Here is a 22,759-nt window from a genome sequence, read left to right on the forward strand (position 1 = left end):
AGCCCGGGAGGGAATTTTTTAATGATATTCGTGCACCATCCCTTTGAAATAACGATAAATTTTTTCTAGTTTTTTCTCTTGTTTCCCGTTTGGGCTTTCCATGTTACCAAATTCAAAAAACTTTATATTTTTGATGCCTACAAAATGAAATAAGGCTTTCTTCATTAACATCTTATGGGCATTATTTAACCAAATAAGCGGATAGTGGGTTGGTCCTTTCATGGTGGATATACATACAACGGACTTTCCCTTTAAAAGCCCTTCTGGAAATAGTCCTCTTTTATCCCGATAGGCGAAATTTGCGGCAAATAATTGATCAATATATCCCAGCAACATGGCCGGAGGTCTTCCCCACCAGATTGGATAGACAAAGACCATCTGTTCAGCCCACATAATTTGTTTTTGATATTTTTCAATATGAGGATCTCGATACATATCACGTCTTCGTTTATGTTCATTAAACACAAGAAGTGGATTAAAATTCTCTTCATATAAATCAAGGACCTGTAACTCCTTAACGTGAGGATTTTCGTTACATCCTTTGATAACTTTTTGTAAAAAAGCATAGCACAAACTTTGGTGATTAGGATGAGAATAAATAACCAGTGTTTTCATTGCGCACCCCTTATACTTATCATTTGATAACTAAATAATAACTCTCTTTTTATTTAGTTGTCAAATGATAATTGTTATTTGATAACAATTTTGTTATCTTGTCTGTAAGAGGTGAGAGTTATGGACAAAAAAGCTCTTTTTTTAAAATGTGTGGCCTTTACAACCGCTGTTCATCGAGCAACACATGAATTAACAAAAAATGCAAAATCAGATTCGATTACGCCCGTTCAATATAGCATTCTTGAATATATAACAGTAAATCAGCCTGTTTCTCCAAGCGAGATTAGCGATTGTCAGCATATGTCCTTGCCAAATACAAGCCGTGAGTTAAAAAAATTAACAGAAAAAAATTTAATTGAAAAATTCAGTTCCCCAGAAGATCGGCGCAAACAATATATTTGCCTCTCTAAAGAAGGAGAAAAAATAATGGACAAGACCTTTGCATCAATAGAAACTCGTTTCCTTCATCGCATCCAAAATACTTCAGAAAAAGACCTAGAAGACATAAATCGGGCCCTGGATATTCTAAAAGAAAAATTATTTTATTAATCCATTCGACAAAAATCGAGTGGTGACAGGCACCACCCGATTTTTGTCGAATTTAAATTTTCCTTACAACAGCACGTACTGGGCTTCCATCGGCTTCTATTAATGGGAGTGGGAGTGCGGCTAATTCGTATTCACCTGGTTCGATTTGTTCCAGGACCAGGCCTTCGAGGATATGGATTCCGTGCCTGGTTAGTTCGTGGTGAGCGGTGAGTTCTTTGCTGTCAATGGGGTCGACGGATGGCAGGTCGAGCCCAATGAGACGGACCCCGTATCCAGCTAAATAGGAGGCTAGTTCGGGTTCAATCTCTGGAATCGCGCTTGGGAACTCCTGTCGGTCCACCAAGGAATCGGTTCTGATTAGCAGACGGGTAACTCCGTCTAGTTCGTAATCAGATAATTCCTTTATTCCGATTGATGTTGGTTTTGGCAGATGAATCACCTTTGCAGGGCCAATATAAAGATTCACATCGAGATCGATGACCTTCTTGCCCTCATTATCAAAATGGAACGGTGCATCAATATGGGTACCGGTATGGGTGCTCATCTTGATTTGTCCGACATTAACCGAGCCGCTTTCTTCCTTGCTCCAATTGACTTTGTATGTAAATGGGGTATCTCCCGGCCAGACCGCAATTTTGTTGTCGAGCGGCTGTGAAATATCAATCCAAGGATTCATGTAAAATGTCCTCCTACTTTACTTTTTATATTTGTTTTTGAAAAATTCTTGTATAGCCCCGAAACGCAAATATCACGCAAAGCGGTCCTCCCATCACCAGGAAGACCGCCTCTTGCATTCTACAGCTTCGTCCGTAAACTCAACAACTCAGGGAAAAACTGCTGATCGAGTACTCTTTTTAAATACGTTACCCCAGACGAACCGCCCGTTCCCATTTTGTTCCCGATAATTCTTTCCACCGTCGTCATATGATTAAATCGCCATAGCTGCTGCTGGTTACCGATATCCACCAACTTCTCCGCCAGCTCATATAAATCCCAATATTGATCCGGATTGCGGTACACAGTCAGCCACGCTGCCTCGACACTCGCATTTGGCTCATAATTTTGTGACCAATCCCGATTCAGGGCTTCCTCATCAACCGATAACCCGTGCGCCACAAGCGCCGAAATCGCGGCATCATAAATACTCGGCTCGTTAAGAGCCTCCACCATCACCGGATACAGCTCCGGCTGATGCTGATAGACGGCAAGAGTACGAGCATTCTTGTTTCCAAGCGCAAACTCAATCAAGCGATTCTGATAGGATTGGAATCCAGAAGAATGACCCAATTTATCGCGGAATTGCATATACTCAGAAGGTGTGAGTGTCGAAAGAACGCTCCACGACTGAATCAACTGCTGTTGAATCCGCGATACCCGCGACAACATTTTAAACGATGGCTCCAAATCATTTTGACGAATACACGCAATCGCTGCATTCATTTCATGCAAAATCAGCTTCATCCACAGCTCACTTGTCTGATGAATAACAATAAACAGCATTTCATCATGGTGATCCGAAAGCCGGTGCTGGCTCGATAAAATTTTATCAAGGTGGAGATAATCGCCATAAGACATATCCTTTTTAAAGTCTAATTGAATGCCTTTTTCTAAGTTTTTATTCTCTGAGTTTTCCATTTTCAAGACCTCCTAATTAATCCTCTATCACAATATCTTGTTGGGCAGCTGCCTCCACCCTTTTTTTATGAAAAAAGAAATACACAACCGTTAAAAACACCAGCCATGGGATACCGAACTGAAGCAAAATTTTAAAAGGCGTAAACCACGTCGTAATCATTAAACTCACTAACAGAACCGCCCCAAGAATGGTCAAATAAGGAAATCCGATCATTCTCACTGGCAGCTTACGGCCGCCTGATTTTTCCCACATTTTTCGAAAAAATAAATGCGAGATAAATACCATAAACCAGGTGAAAATTGCGCCAAACATCGAAATTCCCATCATAAAGGCGTACGAAGTTTCCGGGAACAAGGCACTAACAACTGCTGCCACTATAATCCCAACTGCGGATATTGCAAGAGCAGATGATGGCACTCCTCTTTTATTGACCCTTCCAAAAACGGCCGGAGCAAATTTTGACTGCGATAAGGAAAACACCATTCTCGTCGATGCATACAATTGACTGTTCATCGCCGATAATGCCGCGGTTAAAATAATAAAATTCATAATTCCGGATGCACCAGGGATATTCAAAATTTCCATTACTTTTACAAATGGGCTTTTATCGATGCCTGCATTTTTCCAAGGAACAATCATCAACATGATAGCGAGCGTTAAGACGTAAAAAGTAGAAAGACGGAAAACGGTTGCCTTCAAGGCTTTTGGCACTGCAACATCGGGATCCTTCGCTTCACCAGCGGTCACGGCAATCAATTCCGTTCCTAAAAAGCTGAACAATGAAATGAAGATGGCGATCCAGACGCCTTTAAAGCCGAACGGAAGAAATCCCCCGTCGTTTGTGAAATTTTCAGGTCCAATTTTGGCAGCGCCAGAGGTGGATCCAAATAAAACATAGGCTCCTAGTAAAATAAAACCGATAATTGCACTGATTTTAATCATTGAAAACCAGTATTCAAAGGTGGCAAAGGTGTTTACACTGGTGGCATTTACATAAATAAGTACGGCTCCAAACAGCAAAATCCAGACAATCCCCGGAACGGTTGGGAACCAGTATTTCATATAAACGGCAATCGCGCTTACTTCGACGCCGACCGCGAGTACATTGGCAACCCAATACGAGTAGCGGACAAGATATCCGGCCATCGGGTGAATGTATTTTTCGGCAATCAGTCCAAATGATCCTGAGGATGGGTGTGCAACGGTCATTTCCGCTAAACACCCCATGAGCAGCAGAACAATAAATGCCCCGACCGCATAACTAATCAGCACGCCCGGTCCTGCCGTACTAATCGCAAGACCGCTGCCGAGGAAAAGCCCGGTCCCGATGGCACACCCCATCGCAATCATCGTCAACTGCTTTGTTTTTAACTCCCGCTTTAATCCCTTTTCCATCTTATTCTCCATACGTCCCCGCCTTTCCTTTGTAGAAATCGATTTTTGAAAGATCCTAGAGTATATAATTGAATTTTATCCGCGAATTTTTGGGTTTTATCCGCGAATCGGAGTGATTTATCCGCGGATTGATAGCGTTTATCCGCGAATCAATCTATGCTACAATTTCCCGCTCATTCGCAAACTTCTCATATTGCTTTTCAACCATAATCTTTTTCAAAATTTGAACCACGTTCCAAACATCTTCATAGGAAGTATATAGCGCAATCGGGGCAAGACGGATCACGTTAGGTGCGCGGAAATCTGGAATAATCCCATTTTCTTTCAATGATTTACAGATACGTGCCGCTTCCGGATGTTCCAGGCAAACATGGCCGCCTCGGCGTACATCATCACGCGGATTGCCAATTTCAAACCCAAGACCCGCCAATTCAACTTCAATCAAATCCATAAAATATTGATTAATCTCAAGCGATTTTTTTCGAATATTTTCAATTCCTGCTTCATCATAAATTTCCAGGGAGCCAAGCAGCGGTGCCATACTTAATACATGCGGTGTGCCAATTTGATAAGCTCCCGCTGTTTCCGCAGGAGTGAAAGTATGCTCAAGGTCAAACTGCTTATCCTTACGGGAACCAAACCATCCGGCTAATCCCGGGTTCGCGCCAAAATGTTTGCGGTTGACGTACAGCCCGCCAACACTTCCCGGTCCGCCATTCAAATATTTGTAATTACACCAATAGCCAAAATCGACATCCCATTCACTGAAAGAATGTGGAATCGCGCCGACAGAATGGCAGCCGTCAAAGCCAATTAAAATCCCGCGTTTATGGGCTTCCTTGGTTAACCGCTTCATATCAAGGATTTGCCCGCTGCGATACTGTACCGTTGGAAGAATCACTAACGCAACCTCATCTGTCATTGCTTCAATAATATCCTCTTCTTCAATCAGGCGGCCATCGCGGCTTTTTACACGAATCAAATGCTGTTCCGGATCAAATCCGTGGATACGCAGCTGGCTTTTTAGCGCATAAATATCGGTCGGAAAATTCAACTCATCGGCTAAAATTTTCGTCCGTTTTCCTTGCGGCTGAAAAAAGGTCGCCACCAGCTGGTGAAGATTGACGGTCGTGGAACCGGTTACAATTACTTCATCAGCAGATGCGCCAACTAGTGGTGCCAACCTTTCTGCTAATCTCTCAGAAAGTGCAAACCATGGATGATTTCCCATCGTCCAGCCGTCAATTCCATGTTCTTTCCAATCCTCGACTGATTCTAGAAGGGTTCGTTCCGCCCGCTTCGAAAGCAGCCCCAATGAATTTCCGTCCATATAAATCGTCCCTGGCTTTAGATAAAATTCCTCGCGAAACTGCCTTAACGAGTCCCCCTTGTCCAACTGTTTGGCGTATTCTAAAGTTGGTTGCATCATTATGATTTTCCCCCTTTTTATTACTTGAAGAAACTATATCAATAAATATGACATCATGTCAATATTATAATTTTGAAAATTGCTAATGTTGTAATCACTTTTATTTTTGGAAAAATCCTTATATGCTTAATGGTAGAGAGTACGGGGGGAAACGGATATGAATGAGAAACATGATGTGATTGACAAACGCCATTTGCGCTCGATAAAGACAAAGCAAAAGCTGCTAGAAGCAGCAAAAGAAGTGTTTCTTGAGGAGGGCTTTCAAAAAGCAACGATTTCGCAAATGATTAAAAAAGCGGGGATTGGCTATGGCACCGCATATGTTCATTTTGAGGGAAAAGAGGAAATTTTAATGATTTTGATGGATGATGTCATGGAAAAATTTTATGACATTGCCGAGGTTTCCTTTTTACCAAAAACAAAGGAGGAAGCCAGGCAGATCATCCTTTCGCAGGCAACTGCCTTTTTAAAAATGGCCGAAACCGAACGAAGCATGATGCAATTGTTCGAGCAGGCCATTGGGATTTCCCCTTCGATATCAACCAAATGGAAAGAAATCCGCGAAAAATTTATCCAACGAATCTCAAAAGATATTGCCTTCGCTCAAGAAAGAGGTCTAGCTCGAACGGAACTAAACCATGGACTCGTCGCCCGAGGCTGGTTCTTCACCAACGAAATGTACTTATGGGAAATCGTCCGCAACGAACACCTTGGCACCGTCGAAGAAATCGCCGGAACCATGACCGCCGTTTATGCGAACGGACTTTATATTTAGGGATTCAACAAAATTCGGGTGGTGACAGGCACCACCCGAATTTTGTTGAACTCTCAATCTTCAAATCTTCTGTTGTTTAATTACTAATGAGTCCCGCTGACATCCAACGTAGTGTTCGTTACATGCTTTTTCTCAAGGTTGGATGTGTTGATTTTTTCTTGTAATTTTTCATAATACAGATCTGGGTTAACTGGCAATTCTACCGTTTCGTTTAACCAGGAAGATAAGTAGATGGCATTTGAAATTTCCAGCGCATTGACGCCCTCCTCACCAGGTGAAAGTAGCGGTGTTCCATTCCTGATGGCATTCACCCAGTTTTGAACAATGGTCGCATGATTCGCATTTTCACTGATTACGGGAATTTTTATTTTTTCATAATCAGGCTTGCCGAATCCTCCTGCATACATAGCATTAAATTCGCGTTCTGATTGTGATAATTGATAAAAAAGAAGTTCCTCATTTTCGACTATGATTTTTCCCCGGTCCCCAACGATCTCATAACGATTTGTCCCTGGTGCTTCTCCCGTTGAAGCAATGATCACATCAGTTGCACCATTATCATATTCCACAAATGCTGTTACATCATCTTCCACTTCAATATCATGATACTTCCCTACACTACAAACGGCACGAACGCTTTTTGGCATACACCCCGTCGTCCACTGCAAAAGATCTAATTGGTGAAGTGCCTGATTTAAAAGAACCCCGCCGCCTTCCCCTTTCCAGGTTGCTCTCCAATGGCTTGAATCGTAATAGCTTTGCGGACGGTATGAATCCGTAATAATCCAATTTGTTCGTTTTAATTCACCCAGCTGGCCAGATTGAATAAGGAATCGAATTTTTTGATAAAGGGGATTTGCCCTTTGGTTATACATGATGCCAAACACTTTCCCACAAGATTTCGCTGCTGCATTCATTTCCAGTACGTTTTTTGTATAGACACCGGCTGGTTTTTCGATAAGGACATGTTTCCCTTTTGCAAAGGCCTTTTTGGCTAGTTCTGGATGACTGTAATGTGGTGTTGCAATCAGGACGGCATCGATATCTGAATCGTTGAAAAAGGCCTCTTCGTCCTTGAAAATTTTCACAGTTCCCTTTGTATAGGCTTTCACCCATTCAATACGGTTTTCATTCCTGCTGCAAACTGCCGTTAATACCGCTCCGTTAATTTGGCCTTTGGTAAGCATTTGAACATGTGAACTGCCCATATTTCCAATGCCGATCACACCAATTTTAACTACATCCATATCAATCACCGTCCTTTTTGGGATTAATTTTATTATCATTTTTAATGAGGTTTTTATATTTAACCACATTGTGGTACACTTGTATCATAAAGTGATTAACCTTAGTATAAAATATCATTAATCCACATGTCCATAACAATTTATTACTCTTGCTGTCCAGCTTTTATTATTATAAGGCGCAAATTAATGGCCCCATTTTTCCACTGTTATATAATAAATTTTCGTTATAATAGAACGATGGATACAGGAAGGAGTTCATACTTTTGAACATCGATAAACAGGAACAAACCAAAACATCTAGTGTTCAAGTCATTTCTCGTGCGGCAAAAATCTTGAGGGCGCTTCGGGAACATCCAAAAGGATTAAGTCTATCGCAAATTGCCAAAGAGGTGGGGCTGGCTAGGTCAACGGTTCAAAGAATTGTGACTGCCCTGGAGGAGGAAAGTTATGTTGCAGCAGCCTCTGCTAACGGCGGTTTCCGTCTTGGACCCGAGATTGCGATGCTTGCGAATGCAGTCCATAGTGATATAAGAGAAGAAATTAGGCCATTTTTAATACAACTTTCCCATCAAGTCAATGAAACAGTCGATTTCTCCGTATTAGATAACGGAAAGGTGCTTTTTGTGGATCAGATTATTGCTCCGCATCCATTACAAGCAACTTCACAACCCGGGGCATCTTTTCCATTACATTGCACCGCAAACGGAAAGGCCATTCTGGCATCAATGTCTATTGCTGACGTTGAAAAATTGTTGCCAATGCAGCTGCAACCATACACAGATCATACGATTACAAGCAGGGATGAATTGTTAATGGAATTGGAAGTGGTTCATAAAGAGGGTGTTTCTTTTGTCAGGGAAGAGCACATTCCGGGAATTTGTGCAGTCGGCGCAGCTATTTTGGATTCAATGGGGAATTTAAGCGCTGTCTCGATTCCGCTCCCATCAACCCGTTTTTATGGTAACGAGCAGAAGCTTGCTGCAGCCCTCCGCAATACATGCCAAGCAATAAACCAGCACTTTGACATCAAAAAAGTGTAATCTTAAGCCCTGTGAAAAAGTAGTTGGGAATCGACAAAAATCGGGCGGTGACAGGCACCACCCGATTTTTGTCGATTCCCACACCCTTGTAATAATTTGTTCAAACCTTTATTACAAATTTGTGAAAAGGTGAACAAAGAACTCTTGTTTCAAGATAAACGGATTATAATATAAGTGTAATCAAGTTATTAATAATACTTTTTCTAAAAGGGGTCTTTTATATGTTTAGCAAATTTTTAAGAGAGAACAAAGTCGCTGCTGCTCTTCTTACAGTCATTCGCTTATATCTTGGGTATGAATGGATGATGGCCGGTCTTCACAAACTCACAGGTGGATTTGATGCTACAGGATTTTTGAAAGGCGCAATCGCAAACCCGGTCAAAGGTCCAGATGGAAGCATTGTCTATGCCACTTACGTTGGGTTCTTAAAACACTTTGCCCTTCCAAATGCAGATCTTTTCAATACGATGATTCCATTAGGTGAGTTCCTTGTTGGTTTAGGCTTGATTCTTGGTTGCTTAACAACTGCCGCTGTATTCTTTGCACTTGTCATGAATTTCGCTTATGTAATGGCCGGAACCGTTTCTAGCAACCCATTAGATATTTTACTAGGTGTCATGATCATTGCAGCAGGTTATAACGCTGGCCGCTTCGGTTTAGACCGCTGGGTAGTACCGTTTATTCGTAGAACAACTGTGAAAGGAAATAAAGCAGTGAACCACACTGCATAACGCAAAAGCACCTCAAACCTGAACTTTCCCAGGAATGAGGTGCTTTTTGTCGATTCCCACACCCTTGTAATAATTTGTTCAAACCTTTATTACAAATTTGTGAAATAGTGAACAAATAACTCTCATTTCAAGATAAACGGATTATAATATAAGTGTAATCAAGTTATTAATAATACTTTTTCTAAAGGGGTCTTTTATATGTTTAACAAATTTTTAAGAGAGAACAAAGTCGCTGCAGCCCTTCTTACCGTCGTTCGGTTATATCTTGGATATTCTTGGTTAACAGCTGGATTTCACAAGCTAACAGGCGGGTTTGACGCAGCTGGATTCCTAAAAGGCGCAATCGCCAACCCGGTCAAAGGTCCGGATGGCAGCGCCGTCTATGCGGGGTATGTAAGTTTCTTACAACATTTTGCATTACCAAATGTGGATCTTTTCAATACCATTATTCCTTTAGGTGAATTCCTTGTCGGCTTAGGATTAATTCTTGGATGCTTAACCGCTGCTGCTGCGTTCTTTGGAGTAGTTATGAACCTCTCATTCATAATGGCAGGAACCGTTTCTCACAGCCCAACTGATATTATCATGGGAGCAATCATCATTGCAGCCGGCTACAACGCAGGCCGATACGGTTTAGACCGCTGGGTGATACCGTTCATCCGTAGAACAACTGCAAAAGGAAATAAAGCAGTGAACCACACTGCATAACGCAAAAAGCACCTCAAACCTGAATTTTATTGGGAATGAGGTGCTTTTTAGATTCGATAAAAAATTAGGTGGTGACCAACAAATTTTTGTAGAACTATTTTTCATCTTTGACAAGTCCATATTTAAAAAACCACCTATAGAAAACTCTAGAAACATAAAACGAAAACCACATACTGATAAAACTAAAATACCAATGCCATTTTTTATAGGTAACAACTCGAGTATATTTAACGCCAATAACTTCTAACGTACATATAACGGAACAGTAAAATAGATAATAAAGTACTTTAAAGACTGAATTCTTTTGAACAGGGTAATAAAGGTTAAAAAGAACAGAAACAATGGGGAAGACAAAATGTTCAAAAGTAAAGCTTCCTTTATAGGATTTCTTGAAAAATATCCGTTTCGGATAAGCAATCCATCCCTTTTCAACCACAAATAAACCCGTAATCCAGGCATAAGTTTGCTGAAATAAAAGGATGAGGGCAGCCTGACGGATCTTTCTTTTAGGCGTTAAAAACAAAAGCAACAAAAAAGATACGATCAAAGAGGAAATAATTATTCTCTTTTCCTTCGACATAATTCGACCCCCCTTTTCGCAGAAGTATATCCAAAAGGAAGAATATTATCCTAAGTATTCCACCGAGACTAGGGGTTCCATCCATCAATAAATTCCGACAAAATCCTGGTGGTGACAGGCACCACCAGGATTTTGTCGAACCTAATTATATTTCGCAATCCTAAATTCTATACTTTCCCACTTCCGCTGCAGTATAATAAACATGTGATTTGGGGTGTTTTTCCAATCGCAGTGGGAAGACTACTTTTGTTGTTGAGAAACAAATAAATGGTAAAGGAGAAAGTTCAAATGAATTTTGTTACTTTAAATAATGGTGTTAAAATGCCGCAGCTTGGTTTTGGTGTTTGGCAGGTCGAAAATAATCAAGCGACCACTGCCGTAGCGAAAGCACTTGAAGTCGGATATACATCTATCGATACAGCGATGATTTACAAAAATGAGGAAGGTGTGGGTAAAGCAATTCAGGAATCCACAGTTCCCCGTGAAAACCTCTTTATTACAACAAAAGTGTGGAATAGCGACCAAGGCTATGATAATGCACTAAAAGCCTTTGACGAAAGCCTGGCAAGATTAGGTCTTGAGTATGTGGATTTATACTTAATTCACTGGCCGACCCCTAAATTCGATCAATACGTTGATACATACAAAGCTTTAGAAAAGCTCTATCATGATGACCGTGTGAAAGCGATCGGTGTTTGTAATTTTGAAATCGAACACCTCGAGCGCCTCTTAAACGAATGTGAAGTAAAACCTGTTTTAAACCAAGTAGAGTGCCATCCATACCTTTCTCAAAAAGAATTAAAAGATTTCTGTGCAAAACATGATATTTTTGTGGAAGCGTGGAGCCCGCTTGAACAGGGTGGAGAAGTGCTGAAGGATGAAGTAATTCTAAAAATTGCCGAAGCACATAGTAAATCACCTGCACAAGTCGTATTGCGCTGGCATTTACAAAACAACACGATTGTCATTCCGAAATCTGTTACTCCAGCGAGAATCGAGGAGAACTTTAATGTATTTGATTTCGAGCTAAATGCAGATGAAATGCAGCAAATTCATCAGCTTAATCGAGATCGCCGCAGGGGTTCACATCCCAACGATATGCATGTGCGATAAGATTTCCACACAAAAAGCCCGTTCCAGCTTAATTGCTGAAACGGGCTTTTTTTCGACAAAATTCGGGCGGTGACAGGCACTTGTCGAATTTTGGATTCCTCTATTCCTCATGTACCGCAAAATAAAGAATTTCCGTAATGGCTGCAACCGCACCAAAGTGAGCATATTTTTCTTCCCAAAATTCCTGATCAAATTTTTGCATAAGACAACTCTCCCTTTTTTAATTTGCATCTCTACTCTCAATATCAACAAGAATGGCACTTTCTATTCAGTTACTTAATGAATTTTTCCAAAATTCACAATTAATTACTGATAAAAGAAATAACCGAAATATTACTGAGGCAAACATAGAAAAGCCCCGTTCCCGGTAATCCACGGAAATGGGGTTTTATAATTATTTGCTATAAAGATCTTTTAACAACAAGGATAGTAACTTGGGTAACAACAAGGATTGTAAGCAGGATAGCAGCAAGGGTTATACATCGGATAACAACACGGATTTTGCATCGGATAACAGCAATTTTGATAATACGGCACCACACATGGCTGCGGCTGCACTTGCGGAGCTACATAAGGCATATTTGAAGGCACCATATTCGGCATTACGTTTGGCGCAATGTTTGAAGGCATCACATTCGCCGGCGCCATCGGTAAATTTGGCATAACATTCGAACCTTGATAGGGCTTATTTTCCATATTACTCTCTCCTCTTTAGATCAATTCCAACATAGTGTATGTGTCCAATAAGAGAGAGGAATAGACGCTTAACCTGCTTTAGATAAGACTGCTCTTTTCGACAAAATTCGGGTGGTGACAGGCACCACCCGAATTTTGTCGAAACATTATTTCTTCGTAATCCCACTTACATCGATGAAAGGGGTGGCGCCGCCTGTGACGCTTGGCAGTTTGCCGTCCCATTTTTCAAGGGCTTTTTCTTGGACTTCGATTTGTTTGAGTTGGATGAGTTCTGGGGTCACTTCGAGTTTTTTCAGTTTTAAGGCTTGTGCTTCTGCTTGAGCTTGGGTGACTTGCTGCTGGGCTTCGATTTTGACGCGTTCTAAATCTCGTTTGGCCTTTAGTGCGTTTTGTTCCGCCGTCTGTTTAGCTTCAATTGCTTTATTGAATTCCTCGCTAAAAGCGAATTCTTTAATATTGATGTCCTCTAGTTTCATATAGTACTTCGTTAATTTTTTGCCAAGCATATCTTTCACTTCGGCTGAAACCTCGGGCCGTTTGGAAATAAGCTCTTCTGCCGTGTACTGTGCCGTAATAGCTTTAAGCGACTCAGCAATGGCAGGATCTACAATCCGGGAACGATAATCCAAGCCGATTTCTTGGTAAAGTTTATTGACTGCTTCGGGATCGACTGAATAATTGACCGCCACCTTGGTCGTGACGATCTGAAGATCTTTAGAAGCAGCTGACTGCGAGCTTTCTTCTTTTTGCACGCGAACTTCAATCTGTTGAACGGTTTGCATAAATGGAATCCTAAAATGTAGCCCTTCCGACAAAATCGTCGGCTTAACCGCACCGAATTGCAAAAGAACTCCTCGATTACCTGATGACACTGTCGTGAGGGAAGAAAACACTAGAATCAAGACCACAATCGCCACAAGACCGCCTACTATCGACTTTCTGTATTTCATTCCTTCGGCCCCCTCTTTTATTGGTCATTAAAATAATCTATGAGTGTTGATCCCTGTTTATGAAGGTTTTTAATTTTTTCGGGATTGTCCCAATAATTTTCAAACTTCATCCCTCTATCAATTTCCTAAACGGCCGAAAATAGATTATACTGGACTAACTACCCTATTTGAAAAAGGAGGATTTAACGATGACAGAAAACAATCAAACCGAAGCACCAAAAAAGAAGATCAGCCTGCAGGAAGCAATGAGACAGCAGCTTGAAAACAAAAAGAACCAGAACTCTGCTGGGAATGGTAAGGCCACTGGCGATCTTTCCACGAAAAAAATGAAAAGCCAGCAAACAAAGAAACCTAGCAATACTCGCAGAAAAATGGGCGTTTAGTGTGGAATGAATGGACAAAATCGAAAAGACGTATTACCGGGATTGACGGTTGATATCGTTTTAAAAGCAGACCAACGAACAGGAAAACTAACCAGAGGCATTGTAAAAGACATACTCACCAAATCAGCCACCCATCCCCACGGAATCAAAGTAAGGCTGACAGACGGAAAAATTGGACGAGTCCAAGTTATCCACAACACATAAAAGCATTCAGGGCCAACACCTTGAATGCTTTTTATTTTCGACAAAATTCGGGTGGTGACAGGCACCACCCTAACTTTGTCGAATGAAATATTGAAAATATCACCAAAAATGGTGGTCGTTTTTCGTGATTGTGTTATATAATATTATCAATCAATTAAAACTGTTATATAATAGACCAATCAAAAAAATGAAAAGAGGGTAATGGGTATGAACAAAACGGATTCAATTGCACGGAGAATTTTGGGGTGGAAGTTAAATCGCTGGGATCGTTGGTATGATTATGAGAACCGTACTTTTATTCATGATTCCGATTTTCAGCCTGAGGATAACCTTGATCATGCGATGCGTATTGTGGAAAGATTAGAGCAGTTTGGGTATACATTTACAACAAATGACAATTCCGAGGCTTGCTTCAATGAAGTGCGCGGGACTGGGGTAACGTTGGCACAGGCGATTACGAATGCAGCCTATGCCATTATTGAAAATAACTCAGTGGTTAACAGCTCAAGAGTATGGCAGAATTTATGCTAAGTCTTGGTTTTTGGAAAAATTTATCGGATTCCCCTAAATAATTGTGTCCTTCACTGAGCATTGAAGGACACTTTTTCTTTCTTGCCAGCTATTTTGCCCTCCCCTTTATTCCCTACCGAATTTTAACCGACCTTGCTTTTTCGGGCGCTAAAAAATCCCAGAAACCCATTATTCTCCACACCCTCTTTTAATCATGAATATCCAAACTGTTTTCGACAAATTTCGGGTGGTGACAGGCACCATAACCACTTTTACATTGCCTTAATATTGTCAAATCTTAGTGGGTTATAGATTGATAGATGCTGATACAATGAAGGCAAGGAAGAGGAAATTGATTTTTCTAGGAGGATGATGAAGATGTTAACGATTTGCTCAAGAATTGTGGTTCCATATGATCAATCTGAATTAAGTAAAAGGGCGTTGGAAACAGCGATAACAATGGCCAAACAGGATGAAAAAATTGAAGTGAATGTGGTTACCGTTATTAATACCCAAACAACTATTTATAACTATGTTAATTTTGACAGTGATCCAGTACGGCAGGCTCAGCTGGCTGAAGCCAAAGAAATGCTCAATGAGGTAAAAGAAAAGCTTTCAGAACTGCCAAACAAGGTAAGAACCTTCATCATTGAAGGAAGCCCGGCCATGTCGATTGTCAATTTCATCGTAGAAGAAAACGCAAATCTTGTTGTAATGGGAAGCCGTGGATTGAGTGGATTAAAAGAGCTATTCCTCGGAAGCGTCAGCCATTACGTCGTCCAAAAATCTCCGTGCCCGGTATTTATCATTAAATAAGTGGATAGATGGTCTGCTTCTGTTTAAAAAGTGAGTATTTTGGCGATGCTGATAGCAGAGAGCAGAATACAAAAATAGAAGTGGGGAACGGAGAAATGAGCAGAGATTTGACCAGTATTTATCATGAACTTACGGTTATGAAAACAATAGATTTAGAGGAATGTAACCGAGAGCTTCAGAAAAGCCATACTGAAACCGTAAAAAAGGCATTAATGGTCTATAAAACAGAGCTACTGGAATGTCTAGAAATGTATGACCATTATTTGAATAGTAGATAAGTTAAGAAAGAGGACCTTTTGATGAGGTCCTCTTTTTCGCAAAAACATTTAAAGAAAGTAATCATACGCATTTTTCGCCAGCAATAAAAAAGTGACGGTAATGAACAGAGCGCGGACGTAGCCGCTTCCCCTTTTAATCGCGAATCTTGAGCCAACAATTGAACCCGCAATTTGAGCAATTCCCATCGGAATACCATAAGCATAATTGACTTGCCCCAAAAACATGAACATAATCAGGGCTGCAATATTACTGCCAAAGTTTAAAAACTTCGCATTTCCAGCCGCCTTCAAAAAATCAAAACCGATCATTAAAAAGGCAAACATTAAAAAGGAACCAGTCCCCGGTCCAAGAAATCCATCATAAAAACCAATCGCAAAAATGGCAAAGATAAAAAGGGCCATGTGCTGGAAGGATAATTTTCTAACGCTGGAAATACTGCCCCAATCCTTTTTGAAAATGGTATAAATCGCAACTGCCGCAAGCATGACCAGCATCAGCGGCTTCAGCAATTCCGGATTCATCAAATGAACCGTCCAAGCGCCGATCATCGAGCCAATAAACGTGAGCGGAAATAGCTTATATACGGATTTTATATCAAGCTTGCCGGAACGATAAAACATAATTGTACTCGTCAACGAGCCAATCGTCCCTGCCAATTTATTCGTCGCAACCGCTGCCGCCGGCGATAAACCCGTAAACAATAACGCAGGCAACGCAATCAACCCACCCCCGCCAACAACCGAATCAATAAAAGCCGCCAAAAACCCAAACACAACCAAAATAACCAACAACGTCGGATCAAAATGCAAAAACATCCAATCAACCTTTCAAATCACAACTAGTAAAGTATTCGACAAAATTCGGACGGTGCCTGTCACCACTCGGATTTTGTCGAACAATAAAATCACTGCTTTATTATAACAGTTTATCGATAGGCCAATCCATCTTTCCCTTTTTATTTATATGGATTCATTCAACTTCCATCCTCTAAGGAGAATTAAAGAAATGCTTGTAAATGGGGGCTATTTATTAAGAGAAATTACCTCCAAAAATCCGACGTCAAAATTGCTTTTGCCCTTTTGCGTTGATAAACTAAATTCACGCAAATATATATAAAGGAGTTTTCGTTCATGATTAATAAAATTGGTAAAATAACGGTGTATGTAAAAGATCAAGAAGAGGCAAAGGATTTTTGGATAAATAAGGTTGGTTTTGTGTTGAAAATGGAGCAGCCGATGGGACCGGATTTTTCTTGGATTGAGGTCGGCCCAAGCGAAGACGAATTTACTACTTTGGTACTTTATGCGAAGGAAGCAATGGAGCAGCATGTTCCATCGAAGGTTGCCCACCCTTCGATTCTATTCAGCACAACCGATATCGAATCCGCTTATGAAAATATGAAACAAAACGGAGTTCAGGTAGACGAAATGATGCGCATGCCGTTTGGAACGATGTTCTCCTTTAAGGACCAAGATGGAAATGATTATTTGTTAAGAGAAGATAAATAGGATGTCAAAAAGGAGAAGTGCGGCGAACGCTTCTCCTTTTTTTGCATTATCGTGGTGGTTTCTTGGAGTTAACCAATCTTTGGTCAGTCCCCCAACAGTTCCAATACCTGTGAAACAATATGTTCAACGGTAAACCCGCGCATTTCTACCAACTGCGCCCCCTTACCCGATGCCCCAAAATCGTCGACCCCAATCACTTTCCCATTCCTGCCAACATATTTATGCCAGCCAAGCGAAGACCCCATCTCCACTGCCAACCGTACATCAATCGAGTCGGGAAGCACTTGGTTTTTATAGTCCTGTGACTGTTTTTCAAAAAGCTCCCACGATGGGAAACTGATCACAGATACGCCAATCCCTTTTTCAGCCAAAACCTTTTGCGCACCTAACAGAAGCTGCACCTCTGACCCGGAGCCCATCAACAATGCTTTCGCCTCACCCTTTGCCTCGGACAAAACATAAGCCCCTTTTTCCACACCATTTTTCCCCAAACAGGCTGTGCCTTCGAGAATCGGTAAATCCTGGCGTGACAGCACAAGAACCGTCGGCCGCTCTCGTTCCTCCACCACTGCCTTCCATGCAAACGCGGTTTCGTTCGCATCCGCAGGCCGAATTACCGATACCCTGGGGATCGCACGAAGGGATAATAGCTGCTCCACCGGCTGATGTGTCGGACCGTCCTCTCCAACGGCAAGGCTATCATGGGTAAAAATATACGTGACCGGGACGCCCATTAAGGCGGATAGCCTGAGGGCAGGGCGCAGGTAATCGGAAAAAACAAAGTACGTGCTTACAAAAGGCCGGACACCAATGTGAAGCGCCATCCCGTTTGCCGTTGCGGCCATCGCAAATTCGCGGACACCAAAGTGAACATTACGGCCTTCATAGTGTCCCGCTCGGAAATCGCCGCCGCCATTAATCTTGCCCTTAGTAGAAGACGCCAAGTCTGCCGAGCCTCCAAAAAACTCCGGTAAGCGCTGCCCGAGAGCTTCAAGAACCTGATTGGAGGCAACCCGCGTCGCCATTTTTCCTCCTGCATCATAAAAAGGAAGTGCCGAGTCCCATTCTTCTGGTAAATCTCCATTGGTAATTCGTTCAAATTGATCCGCAAGCGTCGGATACACCTCTTTATAGTTTTGAAAAAGTTGAATCCATTCCCTTTCTCTTTGCTTCCCCTGCTCCTTTATGGTCTGAAAAAATTCATAGACTTTGTCAGGGACGTGAAATTCCTCAGTAGAAACCAAATGGTAAAAAGCTTTAGCAGCAGAAGCTTCATCCCTGCCTAGCGGCGCACCATGAGCAACACTTTTTCCCGCCTTATTGGGAGCCCCGTATCCAATAATCGTCCTTACTTGAATGAGCGTCGGACGCTCGGTTTCCAGTCTAGCCGCTTCCAGAGCACTTTCGATTGCCCCCACGTTATTCCCGTTTTCAACATGGAGAACCTGCCATCCATAGGCTTCAAATCGTCCGCCAACATTTTCCGTAAACGAAAGGTTTGTCTCGCCATCCAGAGACGTCCCATTGGAATCATACATCACGATGAGGCGTCCAAGCTTTAGGTGGCCGGCCAAGGATGCGGCTTCAGCCGAAACCCCTTCCATCAAGTCACCATCGCCGCAAATACAGTAGCTAAAATGATCAACAATCGGATAGCCGGCTCGGTTGTATATGGCCGACAAGTGCCGTTCTGCCATTGCCATCCCGACGGCCATCGCCACCCCTTGCCCAAGCGGGCCTGTTGTGGCTTCTACTCCCGGGGTATGGTTGTATTCAGGATGACCGGGTGTGCGGCTGCCAAACTGGCGGAAATTTTTCAAATCCTCAAGGGTCAAATCAAATCCTGATAAATGCAAAAGACTGTATAACAGCATCGATCCATGCCCCGATGATAAAATGAAGCGGTCGCGATTATACCATTTTGGATGTTCAGGGTTTTGCTTTAAAAATTTTGTCCACAGGGTAAAAGCCATCGGGGCAGCGCCCATCGGCATCCCCGGATGACCGGATTGGGCGCACTCCACACTATCAATGGCAAGCGTTCGAATCGTATTGATGGCAAGCTGCTGAATCGGTGAATTCAATGCTTACATCCTTTCTACTAAAAGTTTCTTATTTTTTTTTGAAAAAGCAACCTATTACGCTTCTTTAAGAGTGTTTTAGCGCTTTCAAATTTTTTGTGCCCACTGGACCTCTTTTTAAATAGTTACGGGCACTATTAAACTTTCATAGTGCCCGCACAAACCTTTTTCTCACCATCACGGGCACTATCCATCTTTTATAGCGCCCGCACAAACTCTTTTTCCTCAGCTACGGGCACAACCTAATCCCTTTAGTGCCCGCTCTACCTCTTTTCCCTCAACTTCGGGCACGATCCAATCCCCATCGCACCCGCTCAGCCTCCAACCATTAAGCCTCTGCATCACCTTTATTCGTTTTAACCGAAACAAAACTTGCAAAAGCAATCAAGACGCCGCAGACAATCACCGTTAAAGCATAAAAACCGCCGACACCCACCTTCGCCATAGCTCCGGCAAGAATTCCGACCCAGCCGAAATCGGCATCACCGAACGTCGTATTCGACAACCCGAGCGACCCTAAGAAAGATAAAAGCAAAGCTGGAATCAACGTGATTAAAAAGCCATTAATCAACGCGCCAATCACCGCACCACGACGGCCGCCAGTTGCATTTCCGAAAACCCCGGCAGTCCCCCCGTCAAAGAAATGCGGCACCATCCCCGGAATAATCAACGCCAGACCAAGCGGCCCCATCAAAAACATCCCGATAATCCCGCCAATTAAACTCGAAATAAATCCAACTATTACAGCAGTCGGAGCAAACGTAAACGTCGTCGGACAATCAAGCGCAGGAAGCGCATTTGGTACAATTTTATTGGCAATCCCTTGGAACGCAGGAACAAGCTCTGCTAGAATCATCCGTACGCCCATGAGGACAACAGCAATTCCGGCGCCAAAAGTAAGCGCTTGCACCACTACGTACACAATATAATTTTTACCACCCGTAAAATCCTTCAATGCATCCGGACCCGCAACAAGCGCAAGAATTAAGTACATCACAATCATCGTTAACGTGGTCATAACCAGCGAATCGCGTAAAAAGCCTAGATTTTTCGGAACCTTGATCTCTTCTGTCGTCCGGCTATTTTTTCCGGTGGCTTTCCCAACCAATGCCGAAATGATATAACCTAATGTATTAAAATGACCAAGCGCAAATGGCGCATTTCCGGTTACTTTTTTCATAAAAGGATGAACCAGCGCTGGCATAATCGTGCTGACCGTACCAAGGAAAATCGCTCCGAGGATAGCCTGGTTTACTCCGGTAATCCCTGCACTGCCAAGCACAACTGCTAAAACGGTTGCCATAAAAAATAAATGATGACCAGTTAAGAAAATAAACTTAGCAGGTGTAAAGCGGGCTAGCAGCAGGTTGACGACAAAACCGAGGGCCATAATAATCGCGGTCTGCGCCCCGAAACTTTTTTGCGCAATCGCCACAATCGCTTCGTTCGTCGGTACCACCCCGTGCAGATTGAACCCTGCTTGAACCATGGCACCGAGAGGATTCAGCGCCCCAATAATGATTCCGGCGCCTCCGCCAAGGATCAAAAACCCGATAATCGTTTTCAGTGTTCCGGTTATCGTATCACTTAAAGACTTTTTCAAGGCAATTAAACCGATAAGAGCCATAAAACCAACAAGAATCGCGGCATTGCTCAAAATCTCATCCACAATAAAATGTAACACAGCCATTTGTTAGTCCCCCTTATTTTGATAAAATTGGGATCAGCTTTTGTTTCATTTCATTTTTGTCCACGTAATTTTTTACCGTCACAATCGGGATGTTCATTCCAGATAAAAGCTCCGAAAATTCGGCAGAGGTCACAATGACATCCGCCGGCTCGGCTTTGGCCGAACTGATATCCGACGTAGAAACACTTGCAGAAATCCCCGCTTCCCTGAGCACCGCTTCAATCGTCATCCTTAACACCATGCTGCTGCCAAAACCCATGCCGCATACGGCTAAAATTCTCATGATCATCCCTCCATTCCTTTATGCTCCATGTACAACAGATAACACCTCTTCTGAAGTTGAGGCCGACATGATTTGAACAACCTTATCCTTGTCTGCAAGGAGTGTGACCAATTCAGACAAAGCTTGCAAATGCTGCTCATGATCGATGGCAGCCAGCACAATGACAAGCCTGACTTGATGCTCTTCCTTTTCCGAAAAACTCACTGGATTTTCCAAACAAAGCATACTCATCGCTAATTTTTTGACCCCTTGTTCAGGCCGGGCATGCGGAATCGCAATCTGCGGGACGATGACAATATAGGGGCCAAGCGACTTGACATTGTCAATCATCGACTGCACGTACCCTCCAGTAACGGATCCGTCTGTCACCAAAGGGTTCGAAGCTATACGAATTGCTTCAGCCCAATCCCCAACCCTTGACCTAACCTGTACCGTCTTCTCCGTCAACAATACATCCAACATCCGCAGCTTAACTCCTTAACCAATTTAAAAACCACAACACAACCTGACAGACACCTGCCTCCCCTACAAACCACCAGCACCCTCCCCCCTTTACAAACTAATAAAAACAGACATCTGCTAATCTCAATTTATTGTGGAAAGAATGGGAATAGTACTACCCAACCCATTCGACAAAATTCGGGCGGTGCCTGTCACCACCCGAATTTTGTCGAAACCATATTTCTGGTAAAATAATATAATCTATTAAGATAGAACAAGTAGGGTTTCCCCTTTAAATCTAGTAAGGAGATGAATGGCTTGATTCAATATAGGGAGCTTCACCATGTGAGTTTAACGGTTTCGGATTTAGAGAGGGCTAAGGATTTTTATAGCAGTATTTTATGTTTAGAGGAGATCCAACGCCCGGACTTTGACTTTCAGGGGCATGGTATGGAATCGGGCTGCAGCAACTCCATCTCATTGTTCTCCCCAAATCCCAAACGATTCGCCAAGATAAATACGTGAGCAGCCGGGAAGGCCACTTTGCTTTGAGAGTGGAAAACTACCAGAATACGCTAAACTGGTTGAAGAAAAATGGCGTGGAAATTCTAGAAAAGCCAAACAGCAAAAGTGGATTTGCACAAATATTCTGCGCGGATCCCGATGGTAACTTAATTGAACTCAATGTGGACCAAAAGGATATGGAGAAAGCATAGAGACTTGGAGACAGTTCTTTGTTCAAGTGGACTACACTAAGGAGAGGACAAAAGATTTTTGAAGGAATAACTTATGGGAATTAACTAACCCCTAGTCTATCTTTCACAAACACACCAATGGCCGCTTTCCGGCTGGAAGTGTCCATTGGTCAACTGAGGTTTCCGATGCCGGCACCAGCGGTTACCGAAAATATCCAAACACATACAAATAAAGTAAAGTAAAGAATAATGAGAGAACGACTGCCCATATCGGCTTTTTAAAATGTAATCTCAGCTTGATGAACATAGTGAAATCAAACAATACAGACCAGCCTAAATTCCAGGCATGGTCATGCGAACATGCCCTAACCGATACAGTACCACTTCACCCACAATAAAAAATAA

Annotated in this window: 25 protein-coding genes and 1 pseudogene; 13 read left to right on the top strand and 13 right to left on the bottom strand. The window is 42.4% G+C overall.

Annotated features, from left to right (window positions below):
- Positions 1-18 precede the first annotated feature (18 nt).
- The gene (locus RCG21_RS30090) at positions 19-615 is read right to left on the bottom strand and encodes an NAD(P)H-dependent oxidoreductase (protein ID WP_133333815.1); all 597 of its coding nucleotides are present in this window, start codon (positions 613-615) and stop codon (positions 19-21) included.
- 120 nt (positions 616-735) lie between these two features.
- On the opposite strand from RCG21_RS30090, the gene RCG21_RS30095 reads away from it, so the two are divergent.
- Positions 736-1,164, top strand: coding sequence for a MarR family winged helix-turn-helix transcriptional regulator (locus tag RCG21_RS30095; RefSeq protein WP_308914165.1), 429 nt, complete (start codon positions 736-738; stop codon positions 1,162-1,164).
- A gap of 52 nt (positions 1,165-1,216) precedes the next feature.
- Here the strand turns inward: RCG21_RS30095 and kynB are convergent, their stop codons facing one another.
- From kynB to kynU, 4 genes are all read right to left on the bottom strand, one after another.
- Positions 1,217-1,840 carry an arylformamidase gene (gene kynB, locus RCG21_RS30100; protein ID WP_133333813.1) on the bottom strand — a complete coding sequence of 208 codons (624 nt, stop codon included), beginning with the start codon at positions 1,838-1,840 and terminating at the stop codon, positions 1,217-1,219.
- Between the two features lie 119 nt (positions 1,841-1,959).
- On the bottom strand, positions 1,960-2,799 hold the full coding sequence (gene kynA, locus RCG21_RS30105; RefSeq protein ID WP_133333812.1) for a tryptophan 2,3-dioxygenase: 840 nt from the start codon (positions 2,797-2,799) through the stop codon (positions 1,960-1,962).
- Between the two features lie 16 nt (positions 2,800-2,815).
- Positions 2,816-4,207, bottom strand: a complete 1,392-nt coding sequence (locus tag RCG21_RS30110; RefSeq protein WP_133333811.1) for an amino acid permease — start codon at positions 4,205-4,207, stop codon at positions 2,816-2,818.
- A 142-nt stretch (positions 4,208-4,349) separates the two neighbouring features.
- On the bottom strand, positions 4,350-5,624 hold the full coding sequence (gene kynU, locus RCG21_RS30115; protein WP_308914166.1) for a kynureninase: 1,275 nt from the start codon (positions 5,622-5,624) through the stop codon (positions 4,350-4,352).
- Between the two features lie 157 nt (positions 5,625-5,781).
- On the opposite strand from kynU, the gene RCG21_RS30120 reads away from it, so the two are divergent.
- Positions 5,782-6,399, top strand: a complete 618-nt coding sequence (locus RCG21_RS30120) for a TetR/AcrR family transcriptional regulator (protein ID WP_133333809.1) — start codon at positions 5,782-5,784, stop codon at positions 6,397-6,399.
- 83 nt (positions 6,400-6,482) lie between these two features.
- Here the strand turns inward: RCG21_RS30120 and RCG21_RS30125 are convergent, their stop codons facing one another.
- A complete protein-coding gene (locus tag RCG21_RS30125; RefSeq protein WP_308914167.1) occupies positions 6,483-7,646 on the bottom strand; it encodes a Gfo/Idh/MocA family protein in 1,164 nt (387 codons plus the stop codon).
- A 263-nt stretch (positions 7,647-7,909) separates the two neighbouring features.
- Between RCG21_RS30125 and RCG21_RS30130 the strand changes: the two genes are divergently transcribed.
- The 3 genes from RCG21_RS30130 (at position 7,910) to RCG21_RS30140 (ending at position 10,125) form a co-directional block, all read left to right on the top strand.
- Positions 7,910-8,686 carry an IclR family transcriptional regulator gene (locus RCG21_RS30130; protein WP_308914168.1) on the top strand — a complete coding sequence of 259 codons (777 nt, stop codon included), beginning with the start codon at positions 7,910-7,912 and terminating at the stop codon, positions 8,684-8,686.
- Between the two features lie 221 nt (positions 8,687-8,907).
- Positions 8,908-9,417: a DoxX family protein gene (locus RCG21_RS30135; protein ID WP_133333807.1), complete on the top strand. Its 510-nt coding sequence runs from the start codon at positions 8,908-8,910 to the stop codon at positions 9,415-9,417.
- A 198-nt stretch (positions 9,418-9,615) separates the two neighbouring features.
- Complete coding sequence (locus tag RCG21_RS30140) at positions 9,616-10,125, top strand: DoxX family protein (protein WP_133333805.1); 510 nt, start codon at positions 9,616-9,618, stop codon at positions 10,123-10,125.
- A gap of 94 nt (positions 10,126-10,219) precedes the next feature.
- Here RCG21_RS30140 and RCG21_RS30145 read toward each other — a convergent pair whose 3' ends face one another.
- Positions 10,220-10,705 (bottom strand): CBO0543 family protein, encoded by a 486-nt coding sequence (locus tag RCG21_RS30145; RefSeq protein WP_133333804.1) that lies wholly within the window; start codon positions 10,703-10,705, stop codon positions 10,220-10,222.
- A gap of 288 nt (positions 10,706-10,993) precedes the next feature.
- Between RCG21_RS30145 and RCG21_RS30150 the strand changes: the two genes are divergently transcribed.
- Positions 10,994-11,818: an aldo/keto reductase gene (locus RCG21_RS30150; protein ID WP_133333803.1), complete on the top strand. Its 825-nt coding sequence runs from the start codon at positions 10,994-10,996 to the stop codon at positions 11,816-11,818.
- An 842-nt stretch (positions 11,819-12,660) separates the two neighbouring features.
- Here the strand turns inward: RCG21_RS30150 and RCG21_RS30155 are convergent.
- Positions 12,661-13,464 (bottom strand): prohibitin family protein, encoded by an 804-nt coding sequence (locus RCG21_RS30155; protein ID WP_133333802.1) that lies wholly within the window; start codon positions 13,462-13,464, stop codon positions 12,661-12,663.
- 188 nt (positions 13,465-13,652) lie between these two features.
- On the opposite strand from RCG21_RS30155, the gene RCG21_RS30160 reads away from it, so the two are divergent.
- From RCG21_RS30160 to RCG21_RS30180, 5 genes are all read left to right on the top strand, one after another.
- A complete protein-coding gene (locus RCG21_RS30160; RefSeq protein WP_133333801.1) occupies positions 13,653-13,847 on the top strand; it encodes a hypothetical protein in 195 nt (64 codons plus the stop codon).
- Positions 13,848-13,853: 6 nt separating this feature from the next.
- A complete protein-coding gene (locus tag RCG21_RS30165) occupies positions 13,854-14,051 on the top strand; it encodes a YwbE family protein (protein ID WP_133333800.1) in 198 nt (65 codons plus the stop codon).
- A gap of 207 nt (positions 14,052-14,258) precedes the next feature.
- Positions 14,259-14,582 carry a BC1872 family protein gene (locus RCG21_RS30170; RefSeq protein WP_308914169.1) on the top strand — a complete coding sequence of 108 codons (324 nt, stop codon included), beginning with the start codon at positions 14,259-14,261 and terminating at the stop codon, positions 14,580-14,582.
- Between the two features lie 357 nt (positions 14,583-14,939).
- Positions 14,940-15,377, top strand: coding sequence for a universal stress protein (locus RCG21_RS30175; RefSeq protein ID WP_308914170.1), 438 nt, complete (start codon positions 14,940-14,942; stop codon positions 15,375-15,377).
- A 95-nt stretch (positions 15,378-15,472) separates the two neighbouring features.
- Positions 15,473-15,655 carry a hypothetical protein gene (locus RCG21_RS30180; RefSeq protein WP_026575729.1) on the top strand — a complete coding sequence of 61 codons (183 nt, stop codon included), beginning with the start codon at positions 15,473-15,475 and terminating at the stop codon, positions 15,653-15,655.
- Positions 15,656-15,703: 48 nt separating this feature from the next.
- Here the strand turns inward: RCG21_RS30180 and RCG21_RS30185 are convergent, their stop codons facing one another.
- Positions 15,704-16,471, bottom strand: a complete 768-nt coding sequence (locus tag RCG21_RS30185; protein WP_133333797.1) for a TSUP family transporter — start codon at positions 16,469-16,471, stop codon at positions 15,704-15,706.
- Between the two features lie 315 nt (positions 16,472-16,786).
- Here RCG21_RS30185 and RCG21_RS30190 point away from each other — a divergent pair, with 315 nt between their 5' ends.
- Positions 16,787-17,164: a VOC family protein gene (locus RCG21_RS30190; protein WP_308914171.1), complete on the top strand. Its 378-nt coding sequence runs from the start codon at positions 16,787-16,789 to the stop codon at positions 17,162-17,164.
- 83 nt (positions 17,165-17,247) lie between these two features.
- On the opposite strand, the gene tkt is transcribed toward RCG21_RS30190, so the two are convergent.
- The 4 genes from tkt to RCG21_RS30210 form a co-directional block, all read right to left on the bottom strand.
- On the bottom strand, positions 17,248-19,248 hold the full coding sequence (gene tkt / locus RCG21_RS30195) for a transketolase (RefSeq protein ID WP_308914172.1): 2,001 nt from the start codon (positions 19,246-19,248) through the stop codon (positions 17,248-17,250).
- Positions 19,249-19,573: 325 nt separating this feature from the next.
- On the bottom strand, positions 19,574-20,929 hold the full coding sequence (gene ulaA / locus RCG21_RS30200) for a PTS ascorbate transporter subunit IIC (protein ID WP_308914316.1): 1,356 nt from the start codon (positions 20,927-20,929) through the stop codon (positions 19,574-19,576).
- Between the two features lie 19 nt (positions 20,930-20,948).
- Positions 20,949-21,218 carry a PTS sugar transporter subunit IIB gene (locus tag RCG21_RS30205; protein ID WP_133333793.1) on the bottom strand — a complete coding sequence of 90 codons (270 nt, stop codon included), beginning with the start codon at positions 21,216-21,218 and terminating at the stop codon, positions 20,949-20,951.
- A gap of 18 nt (positions 21,219-21,236) precedes the next feature.
- On the bottom strand, positions 21,237-21,680 hold the full coding sequence (locus tag RCG21_RS30210) for a PTS sugar transporter subunit IIA (RefSeq protein ID WP_308914173.1): 444 nt from the start codon (positions 21,678-21,680) through the stop codon (positions 21,237-21,239).
- Positions 21,681-21,977: 297 nt separating this feature from the next.
- Here RCG21_RS30210 and RCG21_RS30215 point away from each other — a divergent pair.
- Positions 21,978-22,375 (top strand): annotated as a pseudogene (locus RCG21_RS30215) (VOC family protein).
- Positions 22,376-22,759: the final 384 nt, after the last annotated feature.

It is taken from the genome of Bacillus salipaludis (assembly GCF_030938565.1).
Taxonomy (GTDB): domain Bacteria; phylum Bacillota; class Bacilli; order Bacillales; family Cytobacillaceae; genus Neobacillus; species Neobacillus salipaludis_A.